The 14,607-nt window shown below is 47.1% G+C and carries 13 protein-coding genes; 6 read left to right on the forward strand and 7 right to left on the reverse strand.

The features are described from left to right. Position 1 precedes the first annotated feature (1 nt). The 5 genes from L3C95_RS20545 to L3C95_RS20565 are packed head-to-tail and all read right to left on the reverse strand — an operon-like array spanning position 2 to position 6,204. Positions 2-2,497: a cation-translocating P-type ATPase gene (locus L3C95_RS20545; RefSeq protein WP_236390485.1), complete on the reverse strand. Its 2,496-nt coding sequence runs from the start codon at positions 2,495-2,497 to the stop codon at positions 2-4. Continuing rightward, positions 2,494-3,273 carry a TIGR00730 family Rossman fold protein gene (locus L3C95_RS20550; protein WP_236390487.1) on the reverse strand — a complete coding sequence of 260 codons (780 nt, stop codon included), beginning with the start codon at positions 3,271-3,273 and terminating at the stop codon, positions 2,494-2,496. Before L3C95_RS20550 ends, L3C95_RS20545 begins: the two co-directional genes overlap by 4 nt. Then, complete coding sequence (locus L3C95_RS20555) at positions 3,260-4,141, reverse strand: DUF6544 family protein (RefSeq protein WP_236390489.1); 882 nt, start codon at positions 4,139-4,141, stop codon at positions 3,260-3,262. Before L3C95_RS20555 ends, L3C95_RS20550 begins: the two co-directional genes overlap by 14 nt. Positions 4,142-4,151: 10 nt before the next feature. Then, positions 4,152-5,171 carry a zinc-dependent alcohol dehydrogenase family protein gene (locus L3C95_RS20560; protein ID WP_236390491.1) on the reverse strand — a complete coding sequence of 340 codons (1,020 nt, stop codon included), beginning with the start codon at positions 5,169-5,171 and terminating at the stop codon, positions 4,152-4,154. Further along, positions 5,164-6,204 (reverse strand): zinc-dependent alcohol dehydrogenase family protein, encoded by a 1,041-nt coding sequence (locus tag L3C95_RS20565; protein ID WP_236390493.1) that lies wholly within the window; start codon positions 6,202-6,204, stop codon positions 5,164-5,166. Before L3C95_RS20565 ends, L3C95_RS20560 begins: the two co-directional genes overlap by 8 nt. A gap of 148 nt (positions 6,205-6,352) precedes the next feature. On the opposite strand from L3C95_RS20565, the gene L3C95_RS20570 reads away from it, so the two are divergent. Next, positions 6,353-6,814 (forward strand): pyridoxamine 5'-phosphate oxidase family protein, encoded by a 462-nt coding sequence (locus tag L3C95_RS20570; protein WP_236390495.1) that lies wholly within the window; start codon positions 6,353-6,355, stop codon positions 6,812-6,814. A 116-nt stretch (positions 6,815-6,930) separates the two neighbouring features. On the opposite strand, the gene L3C95_RS20575 is transcribed toward L3C95_RS20570, so the two are convergent. Then, the gene (locus tag L3C95_RS20575) at positions 6,931-7,752 is read right to left on the reverse strand and encodes a universal stress protein (RefSeq protein ID WP_236390498.1); all 822 of its coding nucleotides are present in this window, start codon (positions 7,750-7,752) and stop codon (positions 6,931-6,933) included. Between the two features lie 44 nt (positions 7,753-7,796). Then, complete coding sequence (locus tag L3C95_RS20580; RefSeq protein ID WP_236390500.1) at positions 7,797-8,012, reverse strand: DUF2892 domain-containing protein; 216 nt, start codon at positions 8,010-8,012, stop codon at positions 7,797-7,799. Between the two features lie 182 nt (positions 8,013-8,194). On the opposite strand from L3C95_RS20580, the gene L3C95_RS20585 reads away from it, so the two are divergent. Genes L3C95_RS20585 through ppsA form a run of 5 tightly spaced genes read left to right on the forward strand, consistent with a single transcriptional unit; the run spans position 8,195 to position 14,606 of the window. After that, a complete protein-coding gene (locus L3C95_RS20585) occupies positions 8,195-8,722 on the forward strand; it encodes a hypothetical protein (RefSeq protein WP_236390501.1) in 528 nt (175 codons plus the stop codon). Continuing rightward, complete coding sequence (locus L3C95_RS20590) at positions 8,709-10,454, forward strand: DNA polymerase III (protein ID WP_236390502.1); 1,746 nt, start codon at positions 8,709-8,711, stop codon at positions 10,452-10,454. The genes L3C95_RS20585 and L3C95_RS20590 overlap by 14 nt, the downstream gene beginning before the upstream one ends. A 53-nt stretch (positions 10,455-10,507) precedes the next feature. After that, complete coding sequence (locus L3C95_RS20595; protein ID WP_236390503.1) at positions 10,508-11,347, forward strand: universal stress protein; 840 nt, start codon at positions 10,508-10,510, stop codon at positions 11,345-11,347. Between the two features lie 18 nt (positions 11,348-11,365). Next, positions 11,366-12,202, forward strand: a complete 837-nt coding sequence (locus tag L3C95_RS20600; protein WP_236390504.1) for a universal stress protein — start codon at positions 11,366-11,368, stop codon at positions 12,200-12,202. Between the two features lie 10 nt (positions 12,203-12,212). Then, positions 12,213-14,606, forward strand: a complete 2,394-nt coding sequence (gene ppsA, locus L3C95_RS20605) for a phosphoenolpyruvate synthase (protein ID WP_236390505.1) — start codon at positions 12,213-12,215, stop codon at positions 14,604-14,606. Position 14,607 lies beyond the last annotated feature (1 nt).

Here is a 14,607-nt window from a genome sequence, read left to right on the forward strand (position 1 = left end):
CTCAGCTGGCGGGCGGGAGGTACTGCTTATATATTTCGAACCAGGCAACACTGAGAAATCCGGTTGCCAGGCAAATGCCGTATTCGCCGACATTTAACGGAGTAAGTCCGAAAGCCAGCCTGATGCCTGGCACCAGTTGAATTGCGACCAGGAACAAGACGGAGAGCCCTATGATCAGCGGAGCCAGGGAATTGTGGTAACGGATTGTTTTGATAAAGTTTTCTGTAAAAGAGCGGTTGGTAAACGTGAGGAAGATATTGCTGATGAGCAGCGTCGTAAAGACGAACGTACGGGTTTTCTCCAGCGTGTGTTCCTGCATATAAATGCTATATAATACCAGTATACCGGCGGCGATGATGAGGCCCTGTAATATGCTAATGAAAAGTTCTTTTTTGCTAAAAAGACTGCCGGTATTTTGCCTGGGTGGGGTCTGCATGATATTGTCTTCTACCGGCTCTTTTTCATAAAATAACGAGCAGGTAGGACCCATGATCAGTTCCAGGAAAATCACATGTATAGGTGTAAAAATATTGGGATAACGCCAGCCTAATAGTAAGGGGACCGTGGCTACAAGTATAATGGGAATATGGATGGAAATGATATAGCGTATGGCTTTCTTCAGATTGCTGTAGATCCTGCGTCCCTGTTCTACGGCAACAGGGATCATGGCAAGATTGTCATTCGTAATGATAAGGTCAGCGGCCTGTCTGGCAATTTCAGTGCCCTTTTTGCCCATGGCAATGCCGATATGCGCTGCTTTTATAGCGGGGCCGTCATTCACGCCATCGCCTGTCATGGCAACGATGAATCCTTCAGATTTCAATGCTTCTATTACTTTACGTTTTGCTTCGGGATACATTCGGACATATAATGCCTCTTCTCTTACTGTATGGAGGAGTGTTTTCTCATCCATTCGCATCACTTCGTCTCCTGTAATTCCCTGACGGCAACCATAAATACCCACTCTGGCAGCTATGTAGGAGGCAGTGGTCAGATGATCGCCCGTCAGCAGCATGATCCTGAAGCCGGCCTCGTATAGTTTGGATATTACATCTGCTGCGGATGCCCGTGGAGGATCATAGAGGGCGATCAAACCTTCCAGCCGCCAGTCGGCGTCATCCTGAACGGCTGGCAACATATTGTTTTTTATGACAGCGCTGGCCACTCCCAGTACACGGAATCCTTTTCTGCCCATATTATTGACATAAGCCATGATTTTTTCCCGCGTAAGCTGGTCCGAATGACATACCCTCAGAATGCGCTCCACTGCGCCCTTTGCAGCAGCCAGCATCGTTTCTCCCTGGGGATATACGTGTGTCATCATAGGTGGCTTGCCTTCAAGCGGATATTCATGTATCATGCCGGGAAGGACGATATGTTGTTCGTTGTCCCTGAGAAATGACGCTACAATTGCACATTCCATATTATCGAAGGGATGCCGTTCGCTGGCGAGTGCGGCAATATAAAGCAAGTGGCTGTTGCCGGGAGTGCCTTTTTGTTCCAGATCGTGCAATTGCCCGTTGATGTGGTCATAGAGCATTACCACTTTCATCCTGTTCTCTGTCAGTGTACCTGTTTTATCAAGGCATAGCACATTTGCCGCTCCCAGATTTTCCACGATCTGTGCCTGTCTGGGTATGATACCCATACGGCTCATGTAATAGGCGCCCAGTGCCATAAATGATGAGAAGGATACCGGTATTTCTTCAGGAATGGCAGCCATGGCCAGTGTAAGGCCGAGAAGCAGGCTGGCTGCCCAGTCGCCGCTGCGCATAAAATTGAGAAGGAATACGACTGCAAAACCCGCAATACCAAAAAGTGCCAGTTGCTTTACGAAGACCTGGGTCTGGCGCTGAAGCACCGTCTTTTCATCAGCTGTTGAGGCAATGGCTTTGCCAAGTTTACCTAATGTTGTGTTATTGCCCGTATTGGTTACAACTGCGGTGCATGCGCCTGAATTGATGGTGCTACCCTGATAAAGGGGCGTTTTATTGGCTGCCTGCTTTTCGACAGGAAAGGATTCACCGGTGATAACAGATTCGTTGACCGCAAGATCATTAGCGCTCAGGATGACCGCATCTGCGGGAACCATATCGCCTTCATGGAGCAACAATATATCACCAGGCACAAGTTCTGTTGTTGCAATGGCAATTTCCCTGCCATCCCTGATTACGACAGCTAATGGCGCCGTATACTGTTTCAGGGCATCCAGGGCACGCTCACTTTTCATTTCCTGGTAGAACGAAATAGCGGAGACGAGCAATATAGCGGTTAGCATCATCATGCCTTCCGTGATACTGTTTAACAGGAAATATAGTCCGGCGGCAAATGCCAGGAGTAAGAACATGGGTTCCGTTACGATGTTCTTCAGTATTGCCCACAGGCGCCACCTCCGGTGCTGAGTGAAAACATTTTTCCCGAACCGTTGTTGCAGGGCATCGACATCCGCAGTACGGAGCCCTTTAATTACAGCTGTATTGGAAAGCTGGTTATTCATTGTCGTTCGCCTAATAGCAGGAATTTTTTGTATAGTATATTCCGTTTGGAACGGTACTTCTCCACGGCATACTTCTCTATGTGCGCCAGTGCTTCCTCCTGGGAATCGGTAAACAGCATGTATTTCAGATCGTGGCTATCGATCATTCTTTCTTCGAGCATTTTGTGAAAGAGTGGCATCAGTGGTTCCCAGTAACTTTTACCCATTAGTATGACGGGAAAATCAAGGATCGTTCTTGTCTGTATCAAGGTAAGTGCTTCGAAGAATTCGTCCATAGTACCGATACCTCCTGGCATAATGACAAATGCATAGGAGTATTTAAACATCAGCACCTTGCGTACAAAGAAATACCTGCAATTGAAATACTTCTGCATGTAGGGATTAGGTTTTTGCTCTTTGGGCAGCAGTATATTGCAGCCTACGGAATATCCGTTGGCATCGTAAGCGCCTTTGTTGGCGGCTTCCATAATGCCAGGCCCTCCGCCGGTCATTACCGTAAAACCGAGGCTGGCAATTCCCGCTCCCATTTTGTAGGCATCATCATAGTAGGGAGTACCCGGTTTTGTTCTGGCTGAGCCAAACACACTCACACAGGGGCCGACAAAGTGAAGCATTCTGAAGCCGCGGATAAATTCCTTTAATATTTTCAGCACAAATCCCAATTCGCGCAGCCTTGACCTTGGCCCTTCAAGAAAATATTTTTCTTCATTTGCGGGGAAACCGGAGCGGAAACCCGCACTGTTCTGTTGCTGTTTATTTATTTCAGAGATATTCATGCCGTGGTGATTTAGCGGGTTGCGGTTTCCGGTTCTCGTTATACTTTATGTCGGTTATCTTCAGCAGGAACCAGGTAAACCTGCCACTTTTGAGCAGCCATGTTACCTGTAACCGATCTGGTACACGTATGCCTTCAAATAGCCGGTAAGCCCCCGGCCCTGTTTCCACCAGCCAGTCTTCCAATGTTGTCCGGCCTTTTGCCAGATAATACCTTTTGGCTGTGAGGCTGATGAAATCTCCTTCCTCATTGAAGCGGAAGAGTGCCGATGCAGATATTCCTTTGTATGTAATGGTTGCCCATGCGGTTAACTCATCCACTTCTTTCCATCTGATATGATCATTCACAGCGGCATAAGGAAACCATACTGTTTCGGCAAGGTATCTCACCAAGCTACCCTGGTCAATGGCAGGCCCTTTCGCATTTACAATGGGTATTGCCGAAAGTAGGCTGATCAGCATATGACCTTTACCGTTTATGTAGTTGTCTTTACCTGCCAGGTGAAGGAAGGGAAACATTTTTACATTTGCCGCCCAGAGAAAGGCGGGAACCGTGGTACTGAATAATTGCTCCGCTTCAACAGGCATCCATTTGCCGTTATGGCTGGTCCTCATTTCTCCCTGCTGATGAAGGTGAACGGCTCCAACGAAGGCCCTGTTCAATACGCCGCTGCGTGCCAGCCATAACTTTATGACAGCAGGAAGGTGATGTATAGATGCTTCCGTCAGTATAGCGGGGTATTGGGTGCAGTATTGAAGGAGCAATTTTTCACGATCTGCGTCCAGTAATTTATAGAAGCGCACATAATAATAGCGGAGAATAAAGGCAAAAATAACGGCTATTGAAAGCCATATCCATCCTGATAACATAGTAGTGATTTTAGATGTGGTCTGGTACAAGTACAGCTGCTCCCCTTATCAGTCCCTTACGCAAGTCATCCAGTGCATCATTCGCTTCAGAAAGTTTGTATTGTTGTATTGTTGTTGTAACCTTCGCTTCTGCGGCAGCTTTGAACAACAATTCGCCGTCTTTCCTCGTAAGGTTCGCCACAGATCTTATTGAACGTTCTTCCCAGAGAAGGCGGTAGGGAAACGATGGAATGTCACTCATGTGTATACCTCCGCATATGATCTGCCCGCCCTTGTCCAGATGGGATAAGGCCGTGGGGATCAGTGAACCGACCGGTGCAAAAATGATGGCTGCATCCAGCTTCACCGGTGGCGCCTGGTCGGATGGGCCGGTCCACACGGCCCCCAGCTCTATGGCAAACATTTGTGCAAGCGTATCATCTCCACGGGTAAAGGCATAGATGGACTTATGTTCATATTTTGCGATCTGTGTAATGATATGTGCTGCCGCTCCGAAACCATAAATACCTATGTGTTGTGCATGCTGATTGATCATCTGCCAGGAACGGTAGCCTATCAATCCTGCGCAAAGAAGAGGTGCTCCGGCAGCGGAGGCATAAACCGTTGGAAGGAGAAAGCAGTACCGTGCGCAGGCTGTTGTATATTCTGCATATCCACCATTAATAGTATAGCCGGTGAAAAGGGCCTGTTCGCAAAGGTTTTCCTGCTCATGCAGACAGTATTTACATTTACCACAGGTATATCCCAGCCAGGGAATTCCTACGATGTCTCCTGGCCTGAATTGGTCTGTTCGCGCACCATTCTGTACGACCATACCAACTATTTCGTGTCCTGGTATTAAAGGCAGTTTAGGGGATGGTAATTCGCCGTCTACAATATGAAGGTCCGTCCTGCACACACCGCATGCAATTACCCTGATCAATACCTGCCCTGGCGAGGGAATGGGTAAAGGTAGTTGCTGCAATTGCAGCGGTGAACGGGGTGTTTCCAGTACCATGGCCCGCATGGCGCCGGGTAATCCGTTAGTCATTGGACAATATTACTTTAAGTGATTTCTCTTTCTCTGCCTGTCCGAACGTTTCATATGCCTGCATGATATCTGTCAACCTGAAGCGGTGTGTAATAAGCTTTAAGGGATCCAGTTTTTCGGATACGACTGTTTTCAATAATAGAGGCGTCGTAACTGTATCTACCAGCCTGGTAGTAATGATGATATTCTTTGCCCAGAGATCTTCCAGGTGAAGGGCGGCCGGTTTCCCGTGCACCCCCACGTTGGCTACGCAGCCGCCGGGAGCGACGATAGCGGTACACAGCTCGAAAGTGGCAGGAACCCCTACCGCTTCAATAGCTGTATCTACACCACGGTTGCCCGTAATGGCCATGACCCGTTCTACAGTGTTTTCTTTAGAACTGTTGATGGTATGAGTAGCGCCAAATTGCTTAGATACTTCTAACCTGTTATCGTCCAGATCTATCATGATAATAGCACCGGGTGAGTAAAACTCCGCTGTCAATAGCGATGCCAGGCCGATAGGACCGGAACCTACTATAGCCACTGTACAGCCAGGCTGTACCCGGCCGTTCAGTACGCCGCATTCATAACCGGTAGGTAGTATGTCGCTGAGCATTACCAGGGCTTCTTCATTCGCGCCGGGTGGTATATGATAAAGACTGGTGTCTGCGTAAGGAATTCGAACATATTCAGCCTGTGTGCCATCTATCAGGTGCCCTAATACCCATCCTCCGTTTTCGCAATGGGAATACATGCCTTTCCTGCAGTATTCGCATTTGCCACAGGAGGTGATACATGAGATTAAGACATGATCGCCCTTTTTGAAGTTTGTGACACTGCTACCTGTTTCTTCGATTACGCCTACGCCTTCATGGCCAAGGATGCGGCCATCAGTTACTTCCGGAACATCACCTTTCAGAATGTGCAGATCGGTGCCACAGATGGTCGTTTTGAGGATCCTGACAATGGCATCAGTAGGGGCTGCTAATACGGGTTTGGGTTTTTCTTCAAATGATTTCTGGCCGGGGCCGTGATATACCAGTGCTTTCATATTTGTCTTTTTATGCCAAATTAAGAGATATGCATCTGTGCGGAAATGATGAAAGATAATATAACCGATGATCTTCATCATTGTCCTGCCCGTATAAATACAGTCTATTTGTATTGGTTATTTATTTTTCACATTTAAACCCATGTATATGTTGGGTACACTTTCGCAACGGGAGATCGACGAGCTACTGAGCAGGAACGTGACCGGCCGGATCGGTTGCCATGATGGAGACCGTGTCTACGTTGTACCGGTCAGTTATGCTTATAATGAAAAGTACATCATTGTCCACTCCAGGGAGGGGCTAAAGATATCGATGATGCGCAGGAACCCTAAAGTGTGTTTCGAGGTGGATGAAATCTACGATGCCGGCAACTGGAAGAGTGTCATTGCACAAGGCAGCTATGAAGAAATCACCGACGAAAGGGAGCGCTACTATGCAATGAAGTTTCTTGTAAGCCGTCTGAAACATCTGAAGGTAAGTGAGACGGCGAGGTTGCCTCAGGTGGCGCATGAAAGCGCGGGCGATGAAGATGTGCCGGTGGAATTACGTCCGGTCATCTACAGGATAAGGTTGGATGAATTGACAGGACGGTATGAATCTTCCATCTGACAATATTGTAAACTGTTTGCTTCTAACACGATACACCTGGCCCTATTTAACAACAAAGGTCTGCTGAAAAGCAGACCTTGTCATTTTGGTGTTAACGACTATGTACTGTTATCTGTTTATCTATGCGCGATAAATACCGGAAATTGTTTTTCTGCTATAATATCTGATGCAAAGCTTTGTCTGAATATCTGGGAAAAGCCGGAGCGACCGAATGCACCGCTTACAAGTATAGGGCTGTCCAGGTCAGCAATCCAGGTAGAGAAGTAGTCCCGCGGATTGACGTCCAGCTCATAAAAGGTCAGATCGCTGAAATGGCGGGCGGCCAGTTCCCTGATATAATCCTCATCAGGCATGCGTTTTCCTTCCCTTTTGCTTGCGTATACCAGTATGGTACTGGTTTTGCAAAGTTCAGGGAACAGGTATGCAAATTGTTTGATGGCATACACAGATGAACTGCTGCCATCATAGGCCAGTACTACGCTTTCCGGATAGTCAAATTTTTCAGGCGCTATGAGCACCGGGCACTCTGCATCATGCAGGGCATCCCGCAGATACTCATTAGGGTTCTCCAACCCCAGGTTCTCATAGAACCGTTGACTCCCCAGTATCATGAGGTCAGCATACCTGCTTTCTCTTTGTAGTTCAGGTAACGCAAATGAGCTGAAATCTGTATGTACACGGTGCTCTATATTATGTTTGACACAATCTTCCTCAAACCTCGAAATATTGGCGGCAACAATATCCGCGTCGTAACTCTCTATCAGGGGGATGTACATTGAGCCGCCACCATGGGCATAACTCCAGGAGTTGGCAAAGTCTACCTGTGGTAGAAAAGCGCCGGTCAGCAGTATGGGTTCGTCTTCATTCATTCTTTTCGCAAAGTCGAACGCGCCTTTAGAATAATGAGTGCCGTCAAATGATAATAGTATCTTTCTCATAGCGATGTAGTTTTTAATGATAAGAGGGTATTTATGTAAGAAGGTCAGGTATGAGAGTGATGCGTTCTGCAGGTACTGATCCCAAACAGGCCATACAAAGGGCAAACTGCCGCAACGCTTGTCACGATGAATACTGCTCCGGCGATCGTCATAGCGATAGCGGCAGTGCCGGTCACTATCTTGTTATAAACAAAGAAGAATGCTGTTAATGCGAGTACAACCCTGACGATCCGGTCAAACTGGCCCATATTCTTTTTCATAATATAAATTTTAAGTGTTGAACCAAAATTAGGTCATTGAAAACCGTGGACCAGTGACCTCGATCATCCGGGGGGATGATTATTATATGCCAATGGGATAATGACCGTTATTGAACAGCCGGGGTATTAGCAATAGCTTTGAAACAGATTCTTTATTTCCCCAATTATATAAATACCCGGTTATGAGAGGCAATATATTTTCACAAGCTTATATGCTTTCTATTTTCATTGCAGTGCTGATCCTGTATATCAGTATCATCAAGCCTGTTTATGGCAGAATGTGCATGTCCCTGTTATTTCTTGGCGGCGCTGTCGTAAATACGGTTATTTCAATCTCTCATCCGCAGATCTACAGAACATATGCAGATGTTGCTGCCTTACCTGCATATGAGCGGTTCATTAACGGATATTTCAGCAGTCATATTACTGGTTTTGTACTGGCCATAGCAGCAGGACAGGCATTGATCGGGCTGGCGTTGTTATGGAAGGGATCATTGGAAAAGATCGCCCTGGGAGGAGCTGTTGTCTTTCTCCTGGCTATTGCCCCGCTGGGTGCCGGCGCATCTTTCCCCTGCACAGTAATATTAGCCATTGCCTGTTTGTTCCTGATGAGAGAGAAAAAGATCAGCCCCTGGCCACTGGCAATTTTGTCTATGACGGTATTGCGTATTAAGTCATCTAAAAATACATCATCTTATGACCGTTATTAGTCCTGTAACGTCGTCACGCTGTAAAGAACAACTGGCCGAGATCTATCACCATATGTCTGCCTGTTACAGGTATCAGGGGCGTGCAACTGTGGCCAGGGCGTATGAAAAAATGGCCATCGAAGTAAGTAAGTTGAAAGATGAAATCAGTAGTTATCTACACTCTTCCGGGAACCTGTTCCATATGCCCGACAACCTGTTGAAAGACCTGAACGAATTTACGACCACGGGTACTTTGAGAAAATATATGCGCCTCATTCAGAAGGTGCCTGTGGAACTGCTTGAGGTCCTGGAAGTAAAGGGATTTGGATCGAAACTGGTCAAAAAGCTCTATGAAGAAGTGAATATTACGACTATTGAGCAACTGAAAACTTTTATTCTGTCGGGTAGAATTAAACGGGTGAGAGGCATCAGTAATGCAAAGGTCGATGATCTGAAACGCAGTCTTAAGCTCTATAAATCGAAGGGTTCCCGTTTATTGTTATGGGACGCGATTCTGCAGGGAAATGAAATACTCCGTGTTATAAGGCTGATCCCGGAAGTGGAGGCGGCATCACTATCGGGCAGCCTGAGAAGAGGGGGCGAAACTGTAGGGGATATCGATATGGTGGTAAATGTGGCAGAAGAGGACAGAGAACGCTTTGTACAACATTTAACGGAGGTACCCCAGGTACAAAGGCTTGCGGCAGCAGGCAGGAGAAAGGTTTGTGCGGTGTTATACAATGATATCCAGCTCGATATCAGGATAGCGGGTGATAGTTCTTATGGAGCTGCCTTATTGTATTATACTGGTTCCCTGGAGCATGTGGGCCAGCTTAGTGAACGGGCGCAGAAGAAAGGATTTAATCTAACAGCTGATGGCCTTTTTGACATGGACACCGGCGCCCGGGTAGCCGGCCGCACCGAGGAAGAGATATATGGTCGCCTGGGTCTTTCCTATATTTCTCCTGAGCTGCGTGAGGGTGGCAGGGAAATATTCAGAGCAGCACGTAACATGCTGCCGGAACTGATCAATGTAAACCAGATCAGGGGCGATATGAGGATCCATAGCAGTTACGGGAAAGGAGAGGACGCTATCCCCTCGATTGCTCATTACGTACTGAATGCTTTCCCTCATTACGAATATATAGTTGTTTCCGACCAATTGCCGGCCGATATGTACCACGCACAGTTTGCCGAGATTGACCGCGTAAATGAGATGATCGGATTCCCGTTTCTGAAGAAAGGAATGGTGGTGGACATTGCGGAAGACGGCAGCACAGGTATTCCCGATGAATTGATGCAAGAGGCAGATTGGGTAACCGCTGTCATTAACGAAGCAGATACGGAGCGCTACAAAAATAAACTGGTGCAGGCATGCGAGCATCCTTTTATCAACTGTATCGCCAATCCGACCGGAAGGATTATCGGGCAGCATGAACCGGGGCCACAGAACTGGTCACAGATATTCAAAAAGGCTTCTCTTACCGGCACAGCACTGGAGATTAACGCACAACCGCAACGTCTGGACCTTTCAGATCATCTTCTTAAGGGGGCGGTCGAAACAGGGGTGAAGATCGTTATCAACAGCTGTGCACAGTTGTGCAGTCATTATGACTACATGCAGATGGGCGTTATCATGGCCCGCCGTGGATGGTGCAGGCGGGAAAGTGTGCTGAACACGTTGCCCTGGGAAAGAGTTGAATCTTTTAAACGATCATACGCGGCAATCAATACGAAAGTAAAGCTTCACTAGGAGATATTCCTGATAACGATTATTATTTAACACAATTAAACTGATGTTTTTCCATGAAAAAGATATTATATGTAACGGACGTAGTAAAGCTGGAGCCATCGACGCTCGATTTTGCCTGCTTCCTGTGTAATCTTTCCCATTCAAAACTGACAGGCATCTTCCTTGAAAATCTAACAAACGAATCGAGGCCCGTAAAGATGTTAAAGGAAACCGCAATGGAAGGAGGTATTAACGTGCAGACATCGAATGTGGAAGAATTAAAAGAACAATGTATGGCCGATAATATCCAGTTGTTCAAAAATAGTTGTGAAAGGCGTGGTGTAACAGGTATTGTTCACCGCGACATGGGGGTACCGCTGGATGATGTTGTTACTGAAAGCAGGTATGCTGATCTCTTGCTGATAGATGCTTCCACATCCTTCTCCGTAACGAAGGAAAGCGTTCCCACACGTTTTGTAACAGATGTACTGGCAGATGCAGAGTGCCCGGTGGTTATCCTTCCGGAGAGCTTTGAAAGCCTGAAGAAGATCGTATTTACTTATGATGGACGGGGCTCATCTGTGTTTGCGATTAAACAATTTACCTATCTGTTTCCCGAGTTAAAGGAGCATCCGGTAGTGGTGATTACCGTTATGGAAGACAGGAATAGACCTTCCCCGGAAGAAAGATATAAGTTAAAAGAATGGTTGCATGATCATTACAGTGATGTAGATTTCATCGTCATGGACGGTAATGTAAAAACTGGCCTGTTAGACAGCCTGCTATTGCGCAATAAGGACTTTATCGTTATGGGCGCTTATGGCCGGAATGCTTTTTCGACACTTTTTACGCCAAGCCATGCTGCTCCCATACTCAAACTGGTAGCACAACCTGTATTTATTGCTCATCAGTAAACCTTCAACATTCTTCATATGAAAAAAATTATTGCCGCATTTGATGGTCTTAAATTTTCGGAAAGCACATTATCATACACTATTACTATTGGAGAACAGAACAAATGTCATATTGTGGGTGTTTTTCTGAATGATATGACCTATTACAGCCGTAATCCTTACAAGGTGCTGATTGAGGCTGACAACAATATTTCTACACTGGAAGAACTGGGTGTGGAAGATACCACAACAAGAGAGAAGGCTGTACAGAAGTTTAGTACCGCCTGTAGTGAGGCAGGACTGACCTACAGTGTACATAAAGACAAAAACACCGCATTGCTGGAATTGCTGCATGAAAGTACCTATGCCGACCTGGTTATTATAGATGCAAGCGAAACGTTCAACCGTTACACAGAAGACCTGCCCACCCGATTCATCAGGGACTTTCTGGCGGATGTGCAATGTCCGGTACTGCTGGTACCTAAATTTTACGTACCCATCAGAAAGTCCATTCTGTTGTACGATGGACAGCCTTCTTCAGTTTATGCCATCAAGATGTTCGGTTATCTGCTGCCGGTGCTGAATGCATTACCTGCTGAGGTGATCACAGTGAAAGGTCATGACGAAGATCTTCATGTGCCTGACAACAGGTTGATGAAAGAGTTTATGAAACGGCATCATCCCAACGCGGAATATACCGTACTGAGAGGGGTTCCCGACGAAGAAATCCTTTCACGTCTGAGGAGCGAAGATGCCAGGGCTGTTGTAGTGGCTGGTGCATACCGGAGAAGCGTTGTTTCAAGATTGTTCAGGGCCAGCATGGCAGATGTGCTGATGCGGGAGATAAAATGGCCGCTGTTTATTGCTCACCAGTAAAAAGTGCATAATGGAAGCTTTGATAAAAAGTTTTTCTGAGATCAGCATGCAGGATGTTGCCAGCGTCGGTGGCAAGAATGCGTCTATGGGAGAGATGATGAAACATCTTACACCGCAGGGCATTAATATACCCGATGGTTTTGCTACTACGGCGTTTGCCTACTGGACATTCCAGGATTTCAACAACCTGTGGGAGCCTTTGGAAAAACTGATGGAGCATTTGGACCGCCGTCAGTTCAGCAATCTTAAAGAGACCGGCGCCGCCGCAAGAAAACTGATCCTCGGAGCAGAAATTCCCGACTTTGTAGTAAAAACGATCAAAGATGAATATGCAAGGTTATGTTCAAACGGACCTGCGCCGGTTGCAGTACGCAGTAGCGCTACTGCCGAAGATATGCCCTATGCCAGCTTTGCCGGACAACACGAGTCTTTCCTCAATGTAAAAGGAGAGAACCAGGTTGTTGAAGCGGTGCTGCGTTGCTACGCGTCGTTGTATACCGACAGGGCTATCAAATACAGGGAAGACAACGGTATTGAGCATAATAAGGTGGCGCTGTGTGCATGTATCCAGAAAATGGTGCGTTCGGACCTCGCCTGTTCCGGAGTAGGCTTTACGCTGGAACCGGAATCAGGGTTCCGCAATCTCGTGTTGATCTCCGGCACCTGGGGGCTGGGAGAGAATATTGTCCAGGGCAGCATCGAGCCTGACGAATTCTACGTGTTCAAGCCAACGCTCGAAGCAGGGAAACAGGCTATTATCCAGCGGAAAATAGGCAGCAAACAGTTGACGATGAAGTATGCAGATGATACGGGGAAGATTGTGAACATGCGTACTCAGGTAGCGCTCCAACGTCAGCCGGTATTGACAGATCAGGAAGTCTTACAGCTCGCCGGCTGGGGCGTATTGATCGAAAAGCATTATAAATGCCCGATGGATATTGAATGGGCCAAAGACGGACTGGATGGTAAACTGTACATGGTGCAGGCCCGTCCTGAAACGGTTCATTCCCGTAAAACCGGTCATGAAGAATTTGAATACCGCCTGAAGGAAAAGGGGCATGTGCTTGTGCAGGGTCAGGCCATAGGCAATATGGTAATCACCGGCCTTGCGCGGGTATTGGCATCTCCGGCAGAGGGCGACAAATTACAAAACGGTGAGATCATCGTCACCCGCACCACAAGTCCGGACTGGGATCCACTGCTTAAAAAGGCTGGTGCTATTATTACCGATTCCGGGGGGCGCACCAGTCATGCTGCCATTGTGGCAAGGGAACAACAGGTGCCTGCTATTGTGGGTTGTGGAAATGCTACTGATGTGATCAAAGATGGTATGAAGATCACGGTTTCCTGTTGTGAAGGAAAAGAGGGAAAGGTGTATGAAGGCGATATCCCTTACGAAAAGGTAAAACTCGACTTCAGTGATACCAAACGTCCTGCGAAAGTGAAACCCATGCTTATAATGAGTGACCCCGGGCAGGCATTTAAGCTTGCAGGCTATCCAGCCGAAGGAGTGGGATTACTCAGAATGGAGTTTATTATTACGCACACCATCGGTATACATCCTATGGCCCTGGTACGTTATCCGGACCTGAAAGACGACATCGCCAGGAAGCAGATCGGGGAATTGACCGCTGGCTATGATGATAAAAAAAGTTTCTTTATTGAACGTCTCTCCCAGGGCATTGCCACCATTGCAGCAGCTTTTTACCCAAGGGAGGTGATTGTCAGGATGAGCGATTTTAAGACAAACGAATATGCCGCCTTGTTGGGAGGTAAAGCGTTCGAGCCTGAGGAGGAGAACCCTATGCTGGGATTCAGAGGAGCGTCCCGTTATTATCATCCTGGTTATAAGGCTGCTTTTGGCCTGGAATGTGCTGCGATAAAAACCGTCAGGGATGATATGGGACTTACTAACGTCAAGGTCATGATCCCTTTCTGCCGTACAGTAGCCGAAGGAAATAAGGTTTTATCCGTAATGGAGGAATCCGGACTGAAGAGAGGGAAAAACGGGCTGGAGGTGTACGTGATGGTGGAGATACCTTCGAATGTGCTGTTGGCAGACAAATTTGCGGCCATATTTGACGGGTTCTCTATAGGTTCAAATGACCTCACGCAGCTGACCCTTGGAATTGACCGTGACTCCAGTCTGGTAGCGGAACTTTTCAGTGAGGAAGATGCGGCAGTGGAAAGCCTCCTGTCACAGGTGATAAAAAAAGCAACAAGATGTAAAATACCTGTGGGACTCTGCGGTCAGGCGCCAAGCGATCTGCCGGCGTTTACAGCTTTCCTGGTAAGGAACGGCATTTCCAGTATTTCTTTTAATCCTGATGCCCTGTTGAGGGGCATTGACAATATAGTGGAAGCTGAGAAGGAGCAGAGGAAAGAAGAGGCGGTAAATAACTGAT

Source organism: Chitinophaga filiformis, from assembly GCF_021646545.1.
GTDB lineage: Bacteria > Bacteroidota > Bacteroidia > Chitinophagales > Chitinophagaceae > Chitinophaga > Chitinophaga filiformis_A.

Coding starts and splice junctions, on each gene's coding strand:
- L3C95_RS20560 (WP_236390491.1), bottom strand. CDS start 5,171: ATGACTAACGGATTACCCGGCGCCATGCGGGCCATGGTACTGGAAACA.
- L3C95_RS20580 (WP_236390500.1), bottom strand. CDS start 8,012: ATGAAAAAGAATATGGGCCAGTTTGACCGGATCGTCAGGGTTGTACTC.
- ppsA (WP_236390505.1), top strand. CDS start 12,213: ATGGAAGCTTTGATAAAAAGTTTTTCTGAGATCAGCATGCAGGATGTT.
- L3C95_RS20550 (WP_236390487.1), bottom strand. CDS start 3,273: ATGAATATCTCTGAAATAAATAAACAGCAACAGAACAGTGCGGGTTTC.
- L3C95_RS20600 (WP_236390504.1), top strand. CDS start 11,366: ATGAAAAAAATTATTGCCGCATTTGATGGTCTTAAATTTTCGGAAAGC.
- L3C95_RS20545 (WP_236390485.1), bottom strand. CDS start 2,497: ATGAATAACCAGCTTTCCAATACAGCTGTAATTAAAGGGCTCCGTACT.
- L3C95_RS20570 (WP_236390495.1), top strand. CDS start 6,353: ATGTTGGGTACACTTTCGCAACGGGAGATCGACGAGCTACTGAGCAGG.
- L3C95_RS20565 (WP_236390493.1), bottom strand. CDS start 6,204: ATGAAAGCACTGGTATATCACGGCCCCGGCCAGAAATCATTTGAAGAA.
- L3C95_RS20595 (WP_236390503.1), top strand. CDS start 10,508: ATGAAAAAGATATTATATGTAACGGACGTAGTAAAGCTGGAGCCATCG.
- L3C95_RS20575 (WP_236390498.1), bottom strand. CDS start 7,752: ATGAGAAAGATACTATTATCATTTGACGGCACTCATTATTCTAAAGGC.
- L3C95_RS20555 (WP_236390489.1), bottom strand. CDS start 4,141: ATGTTATCAGGATGGATATGGCTTTCAATAGCCGTTATTTTTGCCTTT.
- L3C95_RS20590 (WP_236390502.1), top strand. CDS start 8,709: ATGACCGTTATTAGTCCTGTAACGTCGTCACGCTGTAAAGAACAACTG.
- L3C95_RS20585 (WP_236390501.1), top strand. CDS start 8,195: ATGAGAGGCAATATATTTTCACAAGCTTATATGCTTTCTATTTTCATT.